At 72.5% G+C, this 18,185-nt stretch carries 18 protein-coding genes and 1 riboswitch; of the genes, 6 read left to right on the top strand and 12 right to left on the bottom strand.

Annotation, left to right across the window (positions count from 1 at the left end; all coding sequences use genetic code 11):
* Positions 1–24 precede the first annotated feature (24 nt).
* Positions 25–1,323, top strand: a complete 1,299-nt coding sequence (locus J2X26_RS06930; RefSeq protein WP_307490948.1) for an MFS transporter — start codon at positions 25–27, stop codon at positions 1,321–1,323.
* 46 nt (positions 1,324–1,369) lie between these two features.
* Positions 1,370–2,284 (top strand): hypothetical protein, encoded by a 915-nt coding sequence (locus J2X26_RS06925; protein WP_307490946.1) that lies wholly within the window; start codon positions 1,370–1,372, stop codon positions 2,282–2,284.
* On the opposite strand, the gene J2X26_RS06920 is transcribed toward J2X26_RS06925, so the two are convergent.
* The 7 genes from J2X26_RS06920 to glyA form a co-directional block, all read right to left on the bottom strand.
* Positions 2,285–2,566, bottom strand: coding sequence for an SHOCT domain-containing protein (locus tag J2X26_RS06920; protein ID WP_307490945.1), 282 nt, complete (start codon positions 2,564–2,566; stop codon positions 2,285–2,287).
* Positions 2,567–2,677: 111 nt separating this feature from the next.
* Complete coding sequence (locus J2X26_RS06915) at positions 2,678–3,343, bottom strand: response regulator (protein ID WP_307490944.1); 666 nt, start codon at positions 3,341–3,343, stop codon at positions 2,678–2,680.
* Complete coding sequence (locus J2X26_RS06910) at positions 3,340–4,497, bottom strand: sensor histidine kinase (protein WP_307490943.1); 1,158 nt, start codon at positions 4,495–4,497, stop codon at positions 3,340–3,342. Before J2X26_RS06910 ends, J2X26_RS06915 begins: the two co-directional genes overlap by 4 nt.
* Positions 4,498–4,580: 83 nt before the next feature.
* Positions 4,581–5,393 (bottom strand): exodeoxyribonuclease III, encoded by an 813-nt coding sequence (locus J2X26_RS06905; RefSeq protein WP_307490942.1) that lies wholly within the window; start codon positions 5,391–5,393, stop codon positions 4,581–4,583.
* Between the two features lie 34 nt (positions 5,394–5,427).
* Entirely contained in the window at positions 5,428–5,907 is a 480-nt protein-coding gene (locus J2X26_RS06900; protein ID WP_307490940.1) for a VOC family protein, read from the bottom strand.
* 68 nt (positions 5,908–5,975) lie between these two features.
* Complete coding sequence (locus J2X26_RS06895; RefSeq protein ID WP_307490937.1) at positions 5,976–6,857, bottom strand: bifunctional methylenetetrahydrofolate dehydrogenase/methenyltetrahydrofolate cyclohydrolase; 882 nt, start codon at positions 6,855–6,857, stop codon at positions 5,976–5,978.
* Positions 6,857–8,146 (bottom strand): serine hydroxymethyltransferase, encoded by a 1,290-nt coding sequence (gene glyA, locus J2X26_RS06890; RefSeq protein ID WP_307490936.1) that lies wholly within the window; start codon positions 8,144–8,146, stop codon positions 6,857–6,859. Before glyA ends, J2X26_RS06895 begins: the two co-directional genes overlap by 1 nt.
* A 65-nt stretch (positions 8,147–8,211) precedes the next feature.
* Positions 8,212–8,300, bottom strand: a riboswitch (ZMP/ZTP riboswitch).
* A 99-nt stretch (positions 8,301–8,399) separates the two neighbouring features.
* Between glyA and J2X26_RS06885 the strand changes: the two genes are divergently transcribed.
* On the top strand, positions 8,400–9,359 hold the full coding sequence (locus J2X26_RS06885) for a methyltransferase domain-containing protein (RefSeq protein ID WP_307490935.1): 960 nt from the start codon (positions 8,400–8,402) through the stop codon (positions 9,357–9,359).
* Between the two features lie 18 nt (positions 9,360–9,377).
* On the opposite strand, the gene J2X26_RS06880 is transcribed toward J2X26_RS06885, so the two are convergent.
* Positions 9,378–9,872, bottom strand: a complete 495-nt coding sequence (locus J2X26_RS06880) for a GNAT family N-acetyltransferase (RefSeq protein ID WP_307490934.1) — start codon at positions 9,870–9,872, stop codon at positions 9,378–9,380.
* 48 nt (positions 9,873–9,920) lie between these two features.
* Here J2X26_RS06880 and purU point away from each other — a divergent pair, with 48 nt between their 5' ends.
* Positions 9,921–10,784 carry a formyltetrahydrofolate deformylase gene (gene purU, locus J2X26_RS06875; RefSeq protein ID WP_307490932.1) on the top strand — a complete coding sequence of 288 codons (864 nt, stop codon included), beginning with the start codon at positions 9,921–9,923 and terminating at the stop codon, positions 10,782–10,784.
* A 49-nt stretch (positions 10,785–10,833) separates the two neighbouring features.
* A complete protein-coding gene (locus J2X26_RS06870; RefSeq protein WP_307490930.1) occupies positions 10,834–12,219 on the top strand; it encodes an extracellular catalytic domain type 1 short-chain-length polyhydroxyalkanoate depolymerase in 1,386 nt (461 codons plus the stop codon).
* Between the two features lie 50 nt (positions 12,220–12,269).
* On the opposite strand, the gene J2X26_RS06865 is transcribed toward J2X26_RS06870, so the two are convergent.
* From J2X26_RS06865 to J2X26_RS06850, 4 genes are read right to left on the bottom strand one after another with little or no spacing between them, the layout of a single operon-like run.
* On the bottom strand, positions 12,270–13,442 hold the full coding sequence (locus J2X26_RS06865; protein WP_307490928.1) for a sugar ABC transporter permease: 1,173 nt from the start codon (positions 13,440–13,442) through the stop codon (positions 12,270–12,272).
* A complete protein-coding gene (locus tag J2X26_RS06860) occupies positions 13,439–14,179 on the bottom strand; it encodes an ATP-binding cassette domain-containing protein (protein WP_307490926.1) in 741 nt (246 codons plus the stop codon). The genes J2X26_RS06865 and J2X26_RS06860 overlap by 4 nt, the downstream gene beginning before the upstream one ends.
* Entirely contained in the window at positions 14,176–15,261 is a 1,086-nt protein-coding gene (locus J2X26_RS06855; protein WP_307490925.1) for a substrate-binding domain-containing protein, read from the bottom strand. Before J2X26_RS06855 ends, J2X26_RS06860 begins: the two co-directional genes overlap by 4 nt.
* Positions 15,258–16,442 (bottom strand): ROK family transcriptional regulator, encoded by a 1,185-nt coding sequence (locus tag J2X26_RS06850; protein WP_307490923.1) that lies wholly within the window; start codon positions 16,440–16,442, stop codon positions 15,258–15,260. The genes J2X26_RS06855 and J2X26_RS06850 overlap by 4 nt, the downstream gene beginning before the upstream one ends.
* Before the next feature lie 408 nt (positions 16,443–16,850).
* Here J2X26_RS06850 and J2X26_RS06845 point away from each other — a divergent pair, with 408 nt between their 5' ends.
* On the top strand, positions 16,851–18,143 hold the full coding sequence (locus J2X26_RS06845) for an ABC transporter substrate-binding protein (protein ID WP_307490921.1): 1,293 nt from the start codon (positions 16,851–16,853) through the stop codon (positions 18,141–18,143).
* The last annotated feature ends 42 nt before the right edge of the window (positions 18,144–18,185 follow it).

Genomic DNA, 18,185 nt, shown 5'->3' with positions numbered 1-18,185 from the left:
AATCAGTTGCCGATGCTGGGCCGCGTGAGCATCCCCGACACCACGACCCGCCGGTCGCTGATCCACCACCCGGACTTCCGCCGGCTCTGGACGGGTGACGCGTTCGGCCAGCTCGGCGCCCAGCTCACCGCGCTCGCCCTGCCCATCCTCGCGGTCCAGCAGCTCGCCGCGACCGAGTGGGAGATGGGCGTGCTCACGGCCGCCGAGTACGCCGCGTTCCTCGTCATCGGCCTGCCGGCGGGCGCCTGGGTGGACCGGATGCGCAAGCGCCGCGTGCTCATCGTTGCGGACCTGGTCCGCGCCGCGGTCCTCGGCGCCGTCGTCGTGACCGCAGCGACGGGTCACGCGACGATCCCCCTGCTGATCGCGGCCGCACTCGTGGTCAGCGTCGCCACCGTCTTCTTCGACGTCTCCCACCAGAGCTACATCCCCGGCCTCGTCGGTCTCGACCACCTGGTCGAGGGCAACTCCAAGCTGCAGGCGACCGCGTCGGTGGCCCAGGTCGCGGCGCCGGCCCTCGGCGGGCTGCTGCTGCGGGTCATCGCCGCGCCGGCGCTCATCGCGATCACCGTGGTCACGTACCTGATCTCGGCGTTCGCCGTCGGCCGCATCCGACAGCGCGAGACACCACCGCACCCGGACACCCGGCGCCCGCTCCGCACGGAGATCGCCGAGGGCCTGCGGTTCGTGGTGCACGAGCCGTACCTGCGACGGATCGTCGCGTGCACCTCGCTGGCCAACTTCGGGAACGCGGTCAGCACGGCGGTCCTGGTCATCTACGTGCTGCGGACCCTCGACCTGGGCACCGCCGCCTACGGTGCGATCGTGTCCGCATCGGCGATCGGTGGCCTGCTCGGGGCCGTGGTCGCCGGCCGGCTCGCGCAGTGGATCGGCGAGGGCCGGATCATCCCGCTCTCCGCGCTCGTGTCCGCTCCCGCAGCCGCGCTGGTCCCGCTGGCCGCCACCAGCGTCATCCCGGCGGTCCCGCTGCTGATCACCGGCGGAGCGGCGTTCGGCTTCTCCGTCATCGTCTACAACGTGGCCCAGGTGAGCTTCCGGCAGCGCGTCTGCCCTCCCCCGCTGCTCGGCCGCATGAACGCCTCCGTGCGGTTCATCGTGTGGGGCTCGATGCCGATCGGCGGCCTGCTCGGCGGCTGGCTGGGCACCCACCTCGGCGTGCTGCCGACCCTCTGGGTGTCCGTCGGCTTCATGGCGCTCGCCGCGCTCCCCGTCGTCCTGTCGCCCCTGATCGGGATGCGCGACCTGCCGGGCGCCCCGTTCTCGACGCCTGATCGCCGGACAAGCGCCCCTGGCAGCCGCTAGTTTTCGGTCGGCACCCCAGTCCGCCGACGCCCCGGGGAGACACCGCATGGCGCACCGCCTCCTTGCCGTGGTCGTCGCCGCGACCCTCGCGATGCTCGTCGGGGCCTGCTCGCCGTCGGCCGGCACGACACCGGACGCCGCCGAGCCGTCCGCGCACCCCACCACGCGGACCCCCGTCCGCACCCCCGCGCCGCCCGGACCGTTGTGGAGCTACCTGGAGCAGGTCAACGCCGACTCGGAGACGAACAAGGCCGAGCTGCACCGGCAGTCCGAGGACGTCATCGCCGCCTGCATGGCCGACGAGGGGTTCGAGTACTGGCCGCGCGAGCTGGACGAGTGGGACGAGTGGGAGCAGTACACCCTCGAGTACGCCCAGCAGTACGGCTACGGCGGGACCAGCACCGTGCCGGAGCCGGAGCTCTCCGCGTCGGACCGCAAGAACAAGGAGTACCTGGAGTCGCTCTCCGCGGGTGCGCGGAAGGAGTACGAGCGGGCGATGCTGGACATGAGCGACCCTGACGTCCCCACCGGGTGCGCCGAGGACGCCCGGGTCGCCGTGTACCGGGACAGCAACTGGCAGGAGGACCCGGCGTTCGCCGACCTGCACGCCGCGTTCGAGGCCTGGATCTTCGAGATGCTCGAGGACGCCCGGATGACTGAGGCGGCCACGGAGTGGTCGGCGTGCATGGCGGACGCCGGCTACGACGTGGCCACGCCCGACGACGCGCAGCAGAGCCTCTACGGTCCACCCGACGCGGACGGCGCGGCGTCCCGTGAGATCACGCCGGAGTCGGACGAGCAGGAGATCGCCACTGCGGTCGCCGACCTCACGTGCCAGCTGGAGACCGACTACCAGACCTCCATGCTCGCGGCGCAGCACGTCATGGAGCAGGAGTTCGTCGACGCCCACCGCGAGCAACTGGAGGCACTGGTGGACGCGCACGCCCTCGAGCAGGACTGATCAGCCGCGAGGGGCGTCCGACGCCAGCAGCACCTCGAGGCGCGCGCGGTACTCGGTCTCGTCGATCTCACCGCGGGCGTACCGCTCGGCCAGCACGCCACGAGCGCTGCCGCCGTCGCGAGGGCCGTCCCAGCCGCCCCAGTAGCGGCGCCGGCGGCGGCTCCCGATCGCGAAGAAGAGCGCGATGAGCCCGAACCAGAACAGCGGCACGAGCAGGAACCAGGGTCCGGGACCCCATCCCCAGCCGTAGCCGACGGGGTGGGACACGAGGGTGGTGAGCATGATCGTCCTTCGGTCGCGAGCCGGTCGACGTTCGACCGGACCACCACCGTCGCCCGCAGCAGCCGCCCGCGTCGTCGTCCGTGCGGAGCGTCCGACGTGCTCCGCAGGGAGTCAGCCGGCCCAGCCGGGTCGCACCACGCCGGACTCGTAGGCGACCACGACCATCTGTGCACGGTCGCGCGCACCGAGCTTGGTCGCCGCGCGCAGCACGTGGGTCTTGACCGTCAGCGGGCTGAGGAACAGGCGCTCGCCGATCTCGTCGTTCGACAACCCCTCGGCGACGAGGACGAGCACCTCGCGCTCGCGCGGGGTGAGGTCCGCGAGGGCCGGGGCCTCGGTGACCTCGCGCGTCGCGCGGGCGACGGTGGCCAGCAGCCGTCGCGTCACGGTCGGCGAGAGCAGGGCGTCACCGGCAGCGACGACACGCACGGCGCGCAGCAGGTCCGCCGGCTCGGTGTCCTTCACCAGGAACCCCGACGCACCTCCGCGGATGGCCTCGGTGACGTACTCGTCGAGCTCGAACGTGGTCACGACGACCACCCGCACCCCCGCCGCACGCGGTTCGGCGACGATCCGCCGGGTCGCGGCCAGGCCATCGGTCCCCGGCATCCGGATGTCCATCAGCACGACGTCCGGCAGCAGCTCGAGGGCCAGCCGCACGGCCTCGTCCCCGGTCGACGCCTCCCCGAGGACCGTCAGGTCGGGCTCGGCGTCCAAGAGCGCACGGAACCCGCCGCGGACCAGCGCCTGGTCGTCGGCGAGCAGGACGCGGATCACCGGTCACCTCGCGGGAGCTCGAGCCGGACCTGGAACCCCGTCGGCCCGGATGCGGCGACGAGCGTCCCGCCGACGGACTGGGCACGCTCGCGCATGCCGCGCAGGCCGTAGCCGTCGACGACCTCGGCGGCGCCCGGGCCGTCGTCGACCACCTCGAGCACGATCCGGTCGTTCACCGTGAGCCTGACCTGCACAGACGCACCCGGCGCGTGCCGGCGCACGTTCGTCAGCGCCTCCTGCAGCGTGCGGTGCACGACGCCGGCGAGAGGGTCGGGCACCTGCGTCGCCGCCTCGGCGACCCCCTCGTCGTCGACGGTGAGGCCGTCGGCGCGCGCGCGGACCAGGAGCTCGGTCACGCTGCGCGGACCGGGAGCACCGGCGGGTTCCCGCGGCGCCTCGCCGTCCGCCCGCAGCACGCCCAGCACCTCGCGCACCTCGTCGAGGGCGTCGCGACTCGCCTCGCGGATCTCGGTGAGCGCGCGTCGAGCCGCCTCGGGCTCGCGGTCCATGAGGTGCAGACCGACGCCCGCCTGCACCGTGATGCCGGACAGCGAGTGCGCGAGCACGTCGTGGAGCTCGCGCGCGATGCGCAGGCGCTCGGCGGCGACCGCCGACTCCTGCCGGGACGCGCGCGCCGCGCGCAGCGCCTGCATGCGCTCGGCCCGCCCGCGTGCACCCTCCCCCAGCAGCATCGCGACCGCGAGGCCCGCGACCGTGACCGTCGCGTACACCAGCGTCGGGGTGTCCGGACCGATCGCGAGGACCGTGACGGCGAGCGCGCCCGCCGTCCCCGCGGCCAGCGAGAGGACGCGCTGCCGGGTGACGCCGAGCGCGACGACCACGAACCCGAGCGGCACGAACGCCGGCCCCGGCTCGTACCCGAGCGCGACGAACGTCGTGGGCCCGACGACCGCGAGCACCGTCCCGACGACGGCAGCACGACCTCCTCGCACGACCAGCACGATCGCAGCGGGCGCGAGCAGCAGCAGGAGCACCGCGAGCGCGTCGAACGCCCGCGCCTGCGGGTGCCACCAGCCCGCCCCCGCGGCTCCGAGGACCGTGACGAGCCCGAGGAACGCGGCGGGCACGGCCACCCAGCCCCACCGACCGCGCCCCCACGGCGGCCCGCTCCACGGGGCGGGGGCCGGAGTCATCCGACCACCGTAACGAGGCGCGTGGTGGCCGCGCGTCGTCCGCGCGGAGCGAGTCAACCGCTCCGTCGCGACGACGTCCGGTGTCAGAGGTCGTACTCCACCACCACGGGGGCATGGTCGGAGAACCGCTCCGCGTAGGTGGCGGCCCGGTCCACGGTCGCGCTCACGGCAGCGTCCGCGAGGTCGGGCGTGGCCAGCTGGTAGTCGATGCGCCAGCCGGCGTCGTTGTCGAACGCCTTCCCGCGCCACGACCACCACGTGAACGGTCCCGGTCCCTCGCCACCGAGCTCACGACCGAGGTCGTGCCAGCCCAGGTCGTCGAACCAGCGGTCGAGGTAGGCGCGCTCGCGCGGGAGGAACCCGGCCGACTTGAGGTTGCCCTTCCAGTTCCTGATGTCCGCCTCGCGGTGCGCGATGTTCACGTCCCCGGCGACGGCCGCGTAGCCACCCTGCTCCGCGATGTCGGCCAGCCGCCCGGTGACGTGGTCCAGGAACGCGTACTTCTCGTCCATCGACGGCGTGCCGAGCGTGCCGGAGTGCAGGTAGGTGGACACCACGGTGATGCTCCGCGCCGGTGCGCCCTCGTGCGCGGGGAGCTCCAGGTCGGCCTCCACCCAGCGCCCGGAGTCACCGGTCACGCCGGTCTTCAGACCGATCCGCACGGCCGTCATCGGCAGCCTGCTCGCGATCGCGACACCCGCCCGCCCTTTGGACTCGCTCGCCTCGTGCGCGAGGTGCCACTCGCCGGCCGGCAGGTGGTCCGCCAGGATCTCGTCGGTTGCGCGCACCTCCTGCAGCAGGATCACGTCCGGCTTCCGGGCCTCCAGCCAGGTCCCCATCCCTCGCTTGTAGGCGGCCCGGATCCCGTTGACGTTCACGCTCGCGATGGTCAGCACCGGACCATCCAACCCGATCCCGCCGACAGCGCCGTCACTCCCCCGCGTACGCCGCCTCGAGAGCAGCGATGTCGAGCTTGCCCATCGTCAGCATCGCCGCCATGGCGCGCGCGACCCCGTCGGTGTCGGGGCGCGACATCACGTCGTCGAGCTGGACGGGGACCACCTGCCAGGAGACGCCGAACTTGTCGACGAGCCAGCCGCACTGGCTCGGCCGGCCGCCGTCGGCGGTCAAGGTCTCCCAGTAGTGGTCGACCTCCGCCTGGTCGGCGCAGTCGAGGACGAACGAGAACGCCTCGTCGAGGGTGAACACGGGGCCGGCGTTGAGGAACGTGACCCGCATGCCGTCGATCGTGAGCTCGACGATGAACTCGGAGCCCTCGGCGACGCCCGGGGTGCCCGGTGGCGCGGTCGTGACGGAGTGGATGACGGTGTTCGGGATCACCGAAGCGTAGAAACGCGCGGCCGACGCGGCCTGGTCGTCGAACCACAGGTGCGGACGGACGATGCCCATGACGGGCTCCTCTCCGACGACCGGGGCCGGCCGTCACAAGGACAGCCTGGCCCCGGTCGAGGAGGTTCTCAGCCCAGGAGACGCTCGGCGGTGTCCACCACGTTGCTCAGCAGCATCGCGCGGGTCATCGGCCCGACGCCGCCCGGGTTGGGCGACACCCACGAGGCGACCTCGCGCACTCCGGGGTCCACGTCACCGACGACGCGGCTCTTGCCGGTCTCCGGGTCGGTGGACCGCGAGACGCCGACGTCGATGACGACCGCGCCCGGCTTGATGATGTCCGCCGTGATGATCCCCGGCACGCCCGCGGCCGCGATGACCACGTCGGCGTTCCGGGTGTGCTCCGCGAGGTCCTCGGTGCCCGTGTGCGTGAGCGTCACGGTCGCGTTGATCTCGCGGCGGGTGAGCAGGAGCCCGATCGAGCGCCCGACGGTCACCCCGCGGCCGACGATCACGACGTCCGCACCGCGCAGGTCGATGTCGTGCCGCAGCAGCAGGTCGATGATGCCCCGCGGGGTGCACGGCAACGGCGAGGTCACCGGCTCGTTGACCCGCAGGACCAGGCGCCCCAGGTTGGTCGGGTGCAGCCCGTCGGCGTCCTTGTCGGGGTCGACCAGCTCGAGCACCCGGTTGGCGTCGATGCCCTTCGGCAGCGGCAGCTGCACGATGAACCCCGTGCACTCCGGGTCCTCGTTGAGCCGCCGCACGGCAGCCTCGATCTCGTCCTGCGTGGCTGTGGCCGGCAGGTCCTCACGGATCGAGGCGATGCCCACCTCGGCGCAGTCCTTGTGCTTGCCGGCGACGTACCAGCGCGAGCCGGGGTCGTCTCCGACGAGCAGCGTCCCCAGCCCGGGGCGGACGCCCCGGGCTGCGAGCGCGACGACCCGTTCGGTCAGCTCGGCCTTGATCCGGGCCGCCGTGGCGGTCCCGTCGAGGATCCGCGCCGTCATCAGTACTGCTGCAGGTCGGGGTACAGGGGGAAGCCGTCGGTGAGCTTGAGCACCCGGGCCTTGAGGGCCGCGACGTCCGTCGCGGCACCGTTGATCAGCGCGGTCGCGATGATGTCCGCCACCTCGGTGAACTCGACGTCGCCGAAGCCGCGGGTGGCCAGCGCCGGCGTGCCGATGCGCAGGCCGGAGGTGACGCGCGGGGGGCGCGGGTCGAACGGCACCGCGTTGCGGTTCACGGTGATGCCGGCGGTGTGCAGGAGGTCCTCGGCCTGCTGGCCGTCGAGGTCGGAGTGCCGCAGGTCCACCAGGACCAGGTGCACGTCGGTGCCGCCCGTGAGGACGGAGACACCGGCCGCGGCCACGTCCGGCGCGGACAGGCGCTCGGCGATGAGGCGGGCGCCGTCGAGCGTGCGCTGCTGGCGGTCCTTGAACTCCTCGGTGGCGGCCACCTTGAACGCGACGGCCTTGGCGGCGATCACGTGCATGAGCGGGCCGCCCTGCTGACCCGGGAACACGGCCGAGTCGATCTTCTTGGCGTACTCCTCGCGGCTCAGGATGAAGCCGGAGCGCGGGCCGCCGATCGTCTTGTGCACGGTGGAGGACACGACGTCCGAGTGCGGCACGGGGCTGGGGTGCAGGCCCGCGGCCACCAGGCCGGCGAAGTGCGCCATGTCGACCCAGAGCTTGGCACCGACCTCGTCGGCGATCGACCGGAACGCCGCGAAGTCGAGCTGGCGCGGGTACGCGGACCAGCCGCCGATGATGACGTCGGGACGCTGCTCGAGCGCCTTCTCGCGGACGACGTTCATGTCCACCAGGAACGTCTCGGGGTCCACGCCGTAGGCGCCGACCTGGTAGAGCTTGCCCGAGAAGTTGATCTTCATGCCGTGCGTGAGGTGGCCGCCGTGGGCCAGCTCGAGGCCGAGGATCTTGTCGCCCGCGTTGATCAGGGCGTGCAGCACGGCAGCGTTGGCCGTGGCGCCCGAGTGGGGCTGGACGTTGGCGTGCTCGGCGCCGAACAGCTCCTTGGCGCGGTTGATCGCGATGGTCTCCGCGATGTCGACCTGCTCGCAGCCGCCGTAGTAGCGGCGGCCAGGGTAGCCCTCGGCGTACTTGTTGGTGAGCACGGAGCCCTGCGCCTGCAGGACCGCGCGCGGCACGAAGTTCTCGCTCGCGATCATCTCGAGCGTGCCCTGCTGGCGGGCGAGCTCACCGTCGAGGACGGCGGCGATCTCGGGGTCCAGCTGGGAGATGTTCTGATCCATCAGGGGGATCTGGTCGGCGCTCATGAAGCACTCCTGTCGGCAGTCAGCGTGTACGCGCGCGTCCGGCACCCGCACACTCGTGTGTGGTGACCGGGGGCCCAGGCGTCCGACCCGTTGGTCTGCTGCTGCGTCGCTCCCCGGTGGTGACCCACCTGCTGCGCCAGTCGCGACCGGCACAGACTAGCAATGAATCGCCGGTCCGTACCGCCTGCACGCACGACGTGGCACCGGGCGATACCGTCCGGATCAAGCGGGGCCCACCGATCTGGGGAGGGACGTGCGGAACCAGGACGAGCGACGTGCGCTGCTGACCGAGCTCGGTCGGCTGGGAGACGGTCGCGGGCTGGAGATCGGGCCGCTGAGCCGCCCGATCGCGCTGAGGTCCGCGTGCGACGTGCGCTACGCGGACATCTTCTCCGCGGACGTCCTGCGGTCCCGGTACCTGGCCGACCCCGACGTGGTGGGCGAGGACATCCCCGACATCGACTTCCCCCTGCACGACGCCGACGGCGTGCAGCGCAGCCTGCGCGACGTGGCCGCGCGCGACGCACCGTACCGATGGGTCCTCGCCTCGCACGTCATCGAGCACGTGCCGGACCTGATCGGGTGGCTCTCGGACGTCGCAGCCCTGCTGGAGGACGGCGGCGCCCTCGTGCTGGCGGTGCCCGACCGGCGCTACACGTTCGACGCCCGCCGCCCGCAGACCACGGTCGGCCAGATCCTCGACGCGCACGAGAACGGCGACGTCCGACCCTCCCTGCGCGCCGTGTACGACCACTTCCGGTCCGTCGTCTCGGTCCCCGCGGCAGCGCTCTGGGCCGGTCGGGTGCCGACGGACGACGACCGGGTGCACGGACCGGACGTCGTCGCCGACCTGCTCGAGCGGCGGGCGCACGGCGAGTACGTCGACGCGCACGTCTGGATGTTCACGCCCGACGTGTTCGCCGAGCAGGTAGCCGAGCTCGCCCGGCTGGGGGTCGTCGACTTCGTCGTGACGCGGATCCTGGCGACGAGCCCGGACGAGCTCGAGTTCTACGCGCTGCTCGAGCGGCTGCCGCGGGACGTCTCCGCCGAGCAGCGCGCCGCCGTGCGGAGCGCTGCCCCCGACGGTCTGGTCGTCGCGGCACCCGACCTCGACCCGGACGGCATCCGCACGGTCGTCTCGGCCAAGGAGCTGCGCCTCATCCGTGCCAAGCGGCGCCTGTTCGAGGCGCTGCGCCCCCGTCGCCGGGACTGAGGCCGGGGTCCGGCGCCGTCACTCGGTCGGCTCGCCGTCCCCCAGGATCTTGCGCAGGTACGCGTACGTCAGGTCGCCGGCGGTCTGGTCGTGCTGGTGCTCGTAGCCGTGCTTCGCGTACAGCGCGAGGTTGTGGACCGAGTCGCGGCCGGTGAACACCCAGACCTCCTCGATGCCCTCGGGCAGGTGCGGCAGGATCGCCATGAGCAGCTGCGTCCCGAACCCCTGGCCCTGCAGGTCGGGGGCGACCGCGAACCGGCCGAGCGTGGCCTTCGGGCCTTCGATGAGCATCCTGATCGAGCCGACCAGACGGTGGCCGTACCAGCCGCCGAGCGTGATGACACCGTCGCGCTGCAGGTCCTCCTGGAGCTCCTCGAGCGTCTGCGTCAGGGGCGGGATGTGCGGGTCGCCGTACTGCTGCGCCTCGGTCACGAACGCGGCGCGGCGCAGCGTCAGCAGCTCACCGGCGTCGTCGAGGGTCACCGAGCGGATGTCGAGGTCGGGCTGCGTCATGCGGCCCATCGTGTCAGCCGATCCGCACGACCACTACTCTCGGACCTCGTGTCCTCCGACTCATCGCCCGCCACCCACTGGGTCCTCACCCTCTCCTGCCCCGACCGCCCCGGGATCGTGCACGCGGTCGCCGGGCTGCTGGCGGAGCACGGGGGGAACATCACCGAGTCGCAGCAGTTCGGGGACCCGTTGTCGGGCCTGTTCTTCATGCGGGTGCAGGTCACCGCGTCGACGCCGCGTGACGAGCTGGAGGCGGCGATCGGGCCCGTGGCCCGACGCTTCGAGATGGACTGGTCGCTCGACGTGGTGGGCCGTCCGGTGCGGACGCTCGTCATGGGCTCGACCGCCGCGCACTGCCTGAACGACCTCGCGTTCCGGCAGCGCTCCGAGAACCTGCCGATCGAGCTGGTCGCCGTGGTGTCCAACCACACCGCGCTGGCTCCGCTGGCCGAGTTCTACGACATCCCGTTCCACCACGTGCCGGTGACGTCGGCCACCAAGGCGCAGGCCGAGGCTCGGCTGCTGGAGCTGGTCGAGGAGCTGGACGTCGAGCTCGTGGTGCTGGCGCGCTACATGCAGATCCTGTCCGACGACCTGTGCCGCGCGCTGGCCGGCCGGGTCATCAACATCCACCACTCGTTCCTGCCGTCGTTCAAGGGCGCCCGCCCGTACGCGCAGGCGCACGACCGCGGCGTCAAGCTCATCGGCGCCACCGCGCACTACGTGACGGGCGACCTCGACGAGGGGCCGATCATCGAGCAGGACGTCGAGCGCGTCGACCACAGCCGGCACGTCGAGGACCTGGTCGCGCTCGGGCAGGACGTCGAGCGCCGCGCGCTGGCCCGGGCGGTGCGCTGGCACGCGGAGCACCGAGTGCTGCTCGACGGGCACCGCACGATCGTCTTCCGCTGAAACGCTTCGCCGACTGACCTGCGGAGACGCCCTCGGGCACGCTCCGAGGATGACATCGTCCCTGCGTCGCGTCGTCGCGGCCGCCACCACCCTCGTCCTGGGCGTCGTCGGGCTCGCGGCCGCCGCGCTGACCACCGCCCCCGCCGCGCAGGCCGCCTCCCTGGTCAGCGTCCCCAGCTTCGGCAGCAACCCCGGGCAGCTGGGGATGAGCCTGTTCGTGCCGGACTCGCTGCCGGCCAGACCCGCGGTCCTCGTCGCCGTGCACTACTGCACGGGCACCGCGCAGGCGATGTACGACGGTGCCCAGTTCGACGAGCTGGCCACGCGGTACGGCTACATCGTCATCTACCCGCAGGCCAACCGGAGCGGGAGCTGCTTCGACGTGAGCTCGGCGGAGGCGCTGCTCCACGGCGGCGCGAGCGACCCGACGAGCATCGTGTCGATGGTCAGGTACGTGCAGCAGCGGTACACCACCGACACCAGCCGTGTGTTCGTCACCGGGGTGTCGTCGGGCGCCATGATGACCCAGGTCCTGCTGGCCACCTACCCGGACGTGTTCGCCGCGGGCTCGGCGTTCGCGGGCGTCCCGGCCACGTGCTTCTCGACGACGTCTCCCCCGCCGGGCACCGGCTCGCAGGCACCCTGGAACAGCGACTGCTCCGGCGGCCGGCTGGTGCGGACCGGGCAGCAGTGGGGTGACCTCGCGCGCGCCGCGTACCCGGGCTACACCGGAGCACGGCCGCGGGTGCAGCTGTGGCACGGGTCGCAGGACACCACGCTCAGCTACGTGAACCACGGCGAGGCGATCAAGCAGTGGACCAACGTGCTGGGCGTCAGCGCGACCCCGGCCTCGACCGACTACCCCGCGAGCGGGCTCGTCCGGACGCGCTACGGCGCCACCGGCGACCGGGCGCCCGTCGAGGCGATCACCCTGCAGAACGTGGGCCACAACCTGCCCGTCGACGCGGCGGCCGCGATCCACTTCTTCGGGCTGGACTCGACGTCCACCCCCCAGCCGACGACCCCGGCACCGACCACACCGGCACCCACGACCCCGGCACCGACCACTCCCGCACCCACCACGCCGGCACCCACGACCCCGCCGCCCAGCCCGACGCCCGCGATCGCCTGCAGCGTCGCGTACTCCGTGAACCAGTGGAACACCGGGTTCACGGCGAACATCACGGTGAAGTCCAACGTGGCGCTCAACGGCTGGACCCTGACCTGGACGTGGCCGTCGGGTCAGATCGTGACGCAGGCGTGGAGCTCGGTCACCACCCAGAGCGGGTCGTTCGTCACCGCGAAGAACGCGGCGTGGAACAGCTCCATCCCGGCGGGCGGCTCGTTCCAGCTCGGCCTCAACGGCTCGCACACGGGCACCAACACGGCACCGACGAACTTCGTGCTCAACGGGGCACCCTGCTCGCGCGGCTGACCCACGTGCTCAGGCCCGGCCGAGCGGACGCTCGGCCGGGCCTGCGTCGTTCACGCCTCGCGCGCCCGGCGCTGCAGCGCGTCGATGGTGACGGCGACCGCCAGGACCAGGCCGGTGACGACCAGGCGGGCGGACTGGTCGAGGTTGAGCAGGGTGAGCCCGGTCGAGATGGACTGGACGACGAGGATGCCCACGAGCGCGGACCATGCCGAGCCGCGCCCGCCGAACAGGCTGGTCCCGCCGATCACGGCGGCCGCGATCGCGGTGAGGTTGGTGTCCCCCGCGCCGCTGCCCTGGTTCGCGGCCGCGAGCCGGCCCACGGCCAGCACCCCGCCAAGGGCGGCGAGCGTCGAGCACGCGACGAACGCGGACACGAACACCCGGCGCACGGGGACGCCGGCCTTGCGGGCCGCTTCTGCGTCGCCTCCGACGGCCCGGACGAACCGGCCCCAGCGCGTCCGGCGCAGCATCAGGTCGGTGAGCGCGACGAGCCCGACGAACAGGGCGAAGACCGCGCCGACGCCCCGGTTGGTGCCGAGGTAGGCGACGACGACCGACAGCCCGGCCGCGAGCGCGACCACCCGCGCCACGACCTGCCACAGCGGCGCGACGGGCAGCTCGGCGCGCAGCCGGCGCACGCGGTCGACGGCTCGTCCGGCGGCATAGCCGGCCACGACGAGGGCGACGATCACCCAGGACGTCGCGGGGGCCAGGAACGCCGTCTGGCAGAACCGCACCAGCCACCACTCGAACGGCAGGTTCACGGAGCCGGTGGGGCCGAGCACGCGCATCTGCAGCCCGGTGATCACCAGCAGGCCGGCCAGGGTGAACACGAAGCTGGGTACCGCCAGCCGCGTGTGCAGGGCCGCGTAGATCGACCCGACGAGCACGCCGACCGCGAGCGCGGCCAGGACCGCGAGCAACAGCGGCCAGCCCAGCTGGACGGAGCCGACGGCGACCACGGCGGCGGCCAGCCCCGAGACGGCCCCGACCGACAGGTCGATCTGGCCCACGTGCAGCGTGAGGACCACGCCGAGCGCGATCACCCCGGTCGCGGCGGACTGCTGCGTGAGGTTGACCAGGTTGTCCGCGGACAGGAAGTGCGGGTTGAGCACCTGGAACACCAGGCCGATGAGGACGAGGACCACGGCGACGGGCAGGACGCCGAGGTCGCCCGTGCGCAGGCGTTGCCAGGTGGACGCAGCCAGGCCGAGGTCGCTCATCGCTGGATTCCCGTCACGGCCGCCAGCAGCTCTTCGTAGCTGGTCTTGGCGGCGTCGAACTCCCCGTTGGTGCGGCCCAGCCGCAGGACGACGATACGGTCGGCGACGGCCTGCACGTCGGCCAGCGAGTGGCTGGTCAGCAGGACGCCGTGCCCGCGCTCGCGCAGCCGCTCGACCAGGGTGAGGAACTCGGCCGTCTGCCGCAGGCCGAGGGCCGCGGTCGGCTCGTCGAGGACGATCACGCGGGGCTCCCCCAGCAGGGAGCGCGCGATCGCGACGGCCTGCCGCTGCCCGCCGGACAGCGCCGCGACCGGCACGCGGACCGACGGCACCCGGGCGGCGAGCTGGTTGAGCAGCTCCCACGCGTGCTTCTCCATCGCGACCTCGTCGAGCAGCAGCCCGCGCTGGGCCTCGTGCCCGAGGTACAGGTTCTCGACGACGTCGAGGTTGGCGCACAGGGCGAGGTCCTGGAACACCGCCGCGATCCCGAGGCCGCGCGCGACCGACGGGTCCGACAGCGTGACAGGGACCCCGTCGACGAGCACCTCGCCCTCGTCGGGCACGAGCGCGCCGGTCAGGGCGCCGACGAGGGTGGACTTGCCGGCGCCGTTGTCGCCGATGACGGCCACGACCTCGTGGGCGTTCACCTGCAGGTCCACGTCGACGAGGGCGCGCGCGGCGCCGTAGCTCTTGGACACCCCCCGCAGCGCGAGGACGGGCCCGTGCACGGCAGTCATGACGTCCCCGCGTCGAGCAGGCCTGCGGCGGTGCAGGCGTCGGTGTAGGGCTGCACGCAGATCTCCTCGGTGGTGTAGACGCCGCCGTCGACGATGACGCGGCGCACGTCGTCCAGGGTCACGGGCACGGGGCTGAGCAACAATGCCGGCACTCCTTGCACGCGGGAGGTGGTGACGGGCACCTCGCCGTGCACCACACGGACGGCGAGCTCGGCGGCGGTGCGCGCCTGCTCGCTGATCGCCTTGTAGACGGTCATCGACTGGTCGCCGGTGACGATCCGCTGGATGGCGGCGAGCTCGGCGTCCTGGCCGGTGACGGGAGGGACGGGGTCGAGCCCTGCGGCCTTCATCGCCGAGATCGACCCACCCGCGGTGCCGTCGTTCGCGGCGTACACGGCGTCCACACGCCCGGCGTACTGCGTGAGCTGACCGGTCACCCACTCCTGCGCCTTGTCGGGACTCCAGTCGGGGGTGTCGTACTCGGCCAGGACCTCGACCGCGGCGCCCTCGAACGCGTCCGCAACCCCCGCCTCGAGCGCCGCGGAGTTCGGGTCGGTGGCCGACCCGTTGACCATGAGCACGCCCTGCGGCGGGTCGTCGGGCCCGGTCCGCCCGGCGGCCAGCTCACGGACCAGCGCCTCGCCCTGCAGCCGGCCGATCCGGCGGCTGTCGAACGAGACGTAGTAGTCGAGGTCGGCGTCCTGGATGAACCGGTCGTAGGCGATGACGGGAACACCACGCCGGTGCGCCTGCCCGACGATGCTGACGGCCGCCGCGGCGTCGACCGCGTCGAGCACGAGGACCCCCGCGCCCTGGGTGAGCGCGGACTCCGCCTGCTGCTGCTGGGCGGCCGCGTCCTGGTTGGCGTTGGCGTAGATGACCGTGCAGTCGGGGCAGCGGTCGGCGACGACCTTCTCGAACTGCGGTCGGTCCACGGCCTCGTAGCGAGCGGTCTTCGACTCCGGGAGCAGCAGCGCGATGACCTGGTCGGAGGGGGCGGAGACCGTCGGGGCCGTGGCGCACCCACCCAGGGCGAGGAGCCCGAGGAGGGTGCTGACGACGGCCACCACGACGCGGGTCACACGACCACCGCCCCGGCACCGGCGATCGTGACCGTGTCGAGCGCCACGGCGAGCGCCCCGCGTACCTCGGCGGCGGCGCCGAGCTCCGCGCCGACCACGGGCACGGGTCCGGCGGTGCTGGGGATGGTGCGCTGGGAGAGCGCCGCGCGCAGGGGCTCTAGGAGCATCTCGCCCGCGTCCGCGAGCTCGCCGCCGACGACGAGGAGCTCGGGGTCGAACAGGTTGCACACGCCCGCCGCGGCCACGCCGAGGTGGTGCCCGGCATCGGCGATGACCCGTCGGCACCCCGCGTCCCCCGCCTCGGCCTGCGCGATGACGTCGCGGAGCGTGAGGTTGCCGTGGCTGGGCCGCAGCATGTCGAGCAGCACCGGCGCCCCGACGTACATCTCCAGGCAGCCGCGGTTCCCGCAGCGGCAGACGGGACCCTGGTCGTCGATCGTCGTGTGGCCGATCTCCCCCGCGGCACCGACGCGGCCGTGGAACACCTCACCGCCGAGCACCAGACCACCGCCGACGCCGTGGGAGGCCCGCACGTAGACGACGTGCTGCTTGCCGCGGGCGGCACCGAGGCGGACCTCGGCGAGCGCACCGAGGTTGGCGTCGTTGTCGACGTACACCGGCAGGCCCAGCCGGTCCCCGAGCAGCTGCGGCACCGCGGCGCCGTCCCACCCGCGGAGCATGCCGAGGGACGACAGCTGGCCGGTGCGGACGTCGACCGGCGCCGGGACGCCGACGCCGACGGCCAGCACCTCGGACAGCACGGCGTCGACCGAGTCGACCATCTCCGTCAGGAGCAGCGCGGCACGCTCGAGCCCTTGGTCGGCGCGGTGGTCGGGCGGCAGCGGCATCCGCTGCTCGGCGACGATGCGGTGGGCGACGTCGGACAGAGCCACCCGCAGCGAGCGGGTGCCGAAGTGCATCCCGGCGACGAGGCCGAGGTTGCGGGCGAGCGTCACCTGCTGCGCGCGGCGACCGCTGCGCGAGGTGGGGGCCGTGTGCAGGACGCCGACGCTCGTCAGCTCTTTGACGATGTTGGACACGGTGGCCGGGGACAGGCCGGTGACGCCGGCCAGCTCGACCTGCGTGAGCGACCCACGCTGCTGGACGGCGCTGACGATCCGCGCCCGGTTGGCTTCACGCAGTGAAGTCTGGGAGCCCGGTGTAACCCGGTCATTGCCCACGCGCGAAGGATACACACGCCGTGTCGCACCTCACACCGGGCGCCCAGCAGGCGCTCGGGATGCCGGGGCACCGCGCCTGCGGCCCGGCGCGGAGAGTGCGGTGACCTGCACAGATGCGCCGTGAATGCGCTGGTTGCCGCTTCTGCGGCCATCCGCACCAGTCTGCCGTCTCCGAAGGGTGAACTCCAGATCACGATTTGGCGTCGCATGCGTTCATTTCTTGACTTCAACGCGCCGCGGCCGATGGGATGTCCACCGGATCGGGCGAGGCGCACTGATGAGTCTTCGACCCGATCGTCCGGCCGGCGCTCCTGCGCCGCCGGGCGAGCACCCCGGGCCGCGGGAACCCCACCGCGGCCAGCACAGCAGCAGTACCCCTATCCACGGCAAAGAAGGCGTAGGAGTCACATGCGTACAGCACGCAAGTTCACCGCCCTGGCCGCAGGTCTCGCCGTCGCCAGCCTCGCGCTGGCAGCGTGCAGCTCCGGCGACAGCGGCGACGACGCGACGAGCGGGACCGGCGAGGAGGTCGAGGTCTTCACCTGGTGGGCCAGCGGCTCCGAGAAGCTCGGCCTCGACGCCCTCGTGGGCGTCTTCGACGTCCAGAACCCGGACGTCACGTTCGTCAACGGCGCCGTCGCCGGTGGCGCCGGCTCCGCGGCCAAGGACCTGCTCCAGTCGCGCCTGCAGGCCAACGACCCGCCGGACACGTTCCAGGCCCACGCGGGCGCCGAGCTGACCGACTACATCAACGCCGGCCAGGTCGAGGACGTCTCGGCCCTGTACGACGAGTTCGGTCTGCGCGACGCGTTCCCGGCCGACCTGGTCGAGCGCCTCACCGTCGACGGCAAGATCTACTCGATCCCCTCGAACATCCACCGTGCGAACGTCGTCTGGGCCAACACCCAGCTCCTCACGGACTCGGGTCTCGACCCGGCCGCGAAGTACGAGACGCTCGACGACTGGTTCGTGGCGCTCGACACCGTCAAGGAGAAGACGGGCCGCACGCCGCTGTCGCTGGCGACCACGTGGACCCAGGTCAACCTGCTCGAGACCATCCTGCTGTCCGACCTGGGCGCCGACGGCTACAACGGCCTCTGGGACGGGTCGACCGACTGGTCCAGCTCCGAGGTCACCGACGCGCTCGCCGACTTCGAGAAGCTCATCGGCTACACCAACGAGGACCGTGACGGCCTCGACTGGCCGGACGCGACCCAGCAGGTCATCGACGGCAACGCCGCGTTCAACGTCATGGGCGACTGGGCCGTCGCGGCGTTCGAGGAGGCCGGCAAGAAGTCTCCGGCCGACTACGTCTACATGCCGGTCCCCGGCACGGACGGCGTCTTCGACTTCCTGGCCGACTCGTTCACCCTCGCCGTGGGTGCCCCGCACCCCGCCGGCGCCAAGGCGTGGCTGAAGACGATCGGGTCGCTCGACGGCCAGGTCGCGTTCAACAAGGCGAAGGGCTCGATCCCGGCCCGCAACGACGCCAAGCCCGAGGACTTCTCGGCCTACCAGCAGTCCGCGATGGCCTCGTTCGGCCAGGACACCATCGTGTCCTCGCTGGCACACGGTGCGGCTGCGCCGACCGCCTGGGCGAACGCGATCTCCGACGCCACCAGCAAGTTCACCACCGGTGGCGGCGACCTCGCCGGCTTCCAGGCGGACCTCGTGGCCGCCGCCGAGGCCAACGCGAGCTGATCGGCTCACCGCGTGACCGGCCCGTCCCGGCCCTGGTGATCC

The organism is Cellulomonas humilata (assembly GCF_030814415.1).
Classification (GTDB): Bacteria; Actinomycetota; Actinomycetes; order Actinomycetales; family Cellulomonadaceae; genus Cellulomonas; species Cellulomonas humilata_A.
Note: the sequence above shows the minus strand (reverse complement) of the source record. Positions and strands in the feature narration are given on the sequence as shown.